The organism is Vibrio sinaloensis DSM 21326 (assembly GCF_000189275.1).
Taxonomy (GTDB): Bacteria; Pseudomonadota; Gammaproteobacteria; order Enterobacterales; family Vibrionaceae; genus Vibrio; species Vibrio sinaloensis.
Map to the genome: position 1 here is coordinate 1 of NZ_AEVT01000133.1, position 3160 is coordinate 3160.

Genomic DNA, 3160 nt, shown 5'->3' on the forward strand with positions numbered 1-3160 from the left:
AATTCGGAAAGCTGTTAGTTCTTAACACATTCAATGTTCTATTTGAGTCCATCAAAACCCTTTGGGTGTTGTATGGTTAAGCCTCACGGGCAATTAGTACAGGTTAGCTCAATGCCTCACAGCACTTACACACCCTGCCTATCAACGTTCTAGTCTCGAACAACCCTTTAGGACCCTCAAGGAGTCAGGGAAGACTCATCTCAGGGCTCGCTTCCCGCTTAGATGCTTTCAGCGGTTATCGATTCCGAACTTAGCTACCGGGCAATGCGTCTGGCGACACAACCCGAACACCAGAGGTTCGTCCACTCCGGTCCTCTCGTACTAGGAGCAGCCCCCTTCAATCTTCCAACGCCCACGGCAGATAGGGACCGAACTGTCTCACGACGTTCTAAACCCAGCTCGCGTACCACTTTAAATGGCGAACAGCCATACCCTTGGGACCGACTTCAGCCCCAGGATGTGATGAGCCGACATCGAGGTGCCAAACACCGCCGTCGATATGAACTCTTGGGCGGTATCAGCCTGTTATCCCCGGAGTACCTTTTATCCGTTGAGCGATGGCCCTTCCATTCAGAACCACCGGATCACTATGACCTGCTTTCGCACCTGCTCGAATTGTCATTCTCGCAGTCAAGCGGGCTTATGCCATTGCACTAACCTCACGATGTCCAACCGTGATTAGCCCACCTTCGTGCTCCTCCGTTACTCTTTGGGAGGAGACCGCCCCAGTCAAACTACCCACCAGGCACTGTCCGCAACCCCGATTAGGGGTCAACGTTAGAACATCAACACTACAAGGGTGGTATTTCAAGGACGGCTCCAACGATACTGGCGTACCGTCTTCAAAGCCTCCCACCTATCCTACACATGTAGGGTCAATGTTCAGTGCCAAGCTGTAGTAAAGGTTCACGGGGTCTTTCCGTCTAGCCGCGGGTACACTGCATCTTCACAGCGATTTCAATTTCACTGAGTCTCGGGTGGAGACAGCGTGGCCATCATTACGCCATTCGTGCAGGTCGGAACTTACCCGACAAGGAATTTCGCTACCTTAGGACCGTTATAGTTACGGCCGCCGTTTACCGGGGCTTCGATCAAGAGCTTCGACTTACGTCTAACCCCATCAATTAACCTTCCGGCACCGGGCAGGCGTCACACCGTATACGTCATCTTACGATTTTGCACAGTGCTGTGTTTTTAATAAACAGTTGCAGCCACCTGGTATCTGCGACTCTCAATAGCTCCATCCGCAAGGGACTTCACCGTCAAGAGCGTACCTTCTCCCGAAGTTACGGTACCATTTTGCCTAGTTCCTTCACCCGAGTTCTCTCAAGCGCCTTGGTATTCTCTACCCGACCACCTGTGTCGGTTTGGGGTACGATTCCTTACAATCTGAAGCTTAGAGGCTTTTCCTGGAAGCATGGCATCAATGACTTCACACCCGTAGGTGCTCGACATCGTGTCTCAGCCTTAAAGAGAGCCGGATTTACCTAACTCTCAAGCCTACGCACTTGAACCTGGACAACCGTCGCCAGGCCCACCTAGCCTTCTCCGTCCCCCCATCGCAATTGTAAGAAGTACGGGAATATTAACCCGTTTCCCATCGACTACGCCTTTCGGCCTCGCCTTAGGGGTCGACTTACCCTGCCCCGATTAACGTTGGACAGGAACCCTTGGTCTTCCGGCGAGGGGGTTTTTCACCCCCTTTATCGTTACTCATGTCAGCATTCGCACTTCTGATACCTCCAGCATGCTTTACAACACACCTTCAACGGCTTACAGAACGCTCCCCTACCCAATACATAAAATGCATTGCCGCAGCTTCGGTTTATAGCTTAGCCCCGTTACATCTTCCGCGCAGGCCGACTCGACTAGTGAGCTATTACGCTTTCTTTAAATGATGGCTGCTTCTAAGCCAACATCCTAGCTGTCTAAGCCTTCCCACATCGTTTCCCACTTAGCTATAATTTGGGACCTTAGCTGGCGGTCTGGGTTGTTTCCCTCTCCACGACGGACGTTAGCACCCGCCGTGTGTCTCCCGGATAGTACTTACTGGTATTCGGAGTTTGCAAAGGGTTGGTAAGTCGGGATGACCCCCTAGCCTTAACAGTGCTCTACCCCCAGTAGTATTCGTCCGAGGCTCTACCTAAATAGATTTCGGGGAGAACCAGCTATCTCCAGGTTTGATTGGCCTTTCACCCCTAGCCACAAGTCATCCGCTAATTTTTCAACATTAGTCGGTTCGGTCCTCCAGTTGATGTTACTCAACCTTCAACCTGCCCATGGCTAGATCACCTGGTTTCGGGTCTATATCCAGAGACTGAGCGCCCAGTTAAGACTCGGTTTCCCTACGGCTCCCCTAGATGGTTAACCTTGCCACTGAATATAAGTCGCTGACCCATTATACAAAAGGTACGCAGTCACACCACGAAGGTGCTCCTACTGCTTGTACGTACACGGTTTCAGGTTCTATTTCACTCCCCTCACAGGGGTTCTTTTCGCCTTTCCCTCACGGTACTGGTTCACTATCGGTCAGTCAGTAGTATTTAGCCTTGGAGGATGGTCCCCCCATATTCAGACAGGATATCACGTGTCCCGCCCTACTCGATTTCACTGAACACACATCGTCAACTACGGGACTATCACCCTGTATCGTCGGACTTTCCAGACCGTTCGTCTAACGCGTGTAAAGCTTAAGGGCTAGTCCAATTTCGCTCGCCGCTACTTTCGGAATCTCGGTTGATTTCTTTTCCTCGGGGTACTTAGATGTTTCAGTTCCCCCGGTTCGCCTCGTTATGCTATGTATTCACATAACGATACTTACTTATGTAAGTGGGTTTCCCCATTCGGAAATCCCAGACTCAAATGGTTTTTACTACCTAATCTGGGCTTATCGCAAGTTAATACGTCCTTCATCGCCTCTGACTGCCAAGGCATCCACCGTGTACGCTTAGTCACTTAACCATACAACCCCAAAGGGTCTTTGTTACGTAACCAAAGTTGTCTGCAATTTTTATACATGATGCAGACTCGATTTTGCCGGACTCAAATTCCAAGAACACTTGAATGTGTTTTATTGGTGTTTGTCATAAAGACAAACATTGAGAACTTTACAATCAACAATAATTTGTTGATTTGTCAGCTTTCCAAATTGTTAAAGAGC

The 3160-nt window shown here is 50.0% G+C and carries 1 rRNA gene; it reads right to left on the reverse strand.

The features are described from left to right. Nucleotides 1–72: 72 nt before the first annotated feature. Nucleotides 73–2961 (reverse strand): 23S ribosomal RNA (locus tag RH45_RS22650). Nucleotides 2962–3160: the final 199 nt, after the last annotated feature.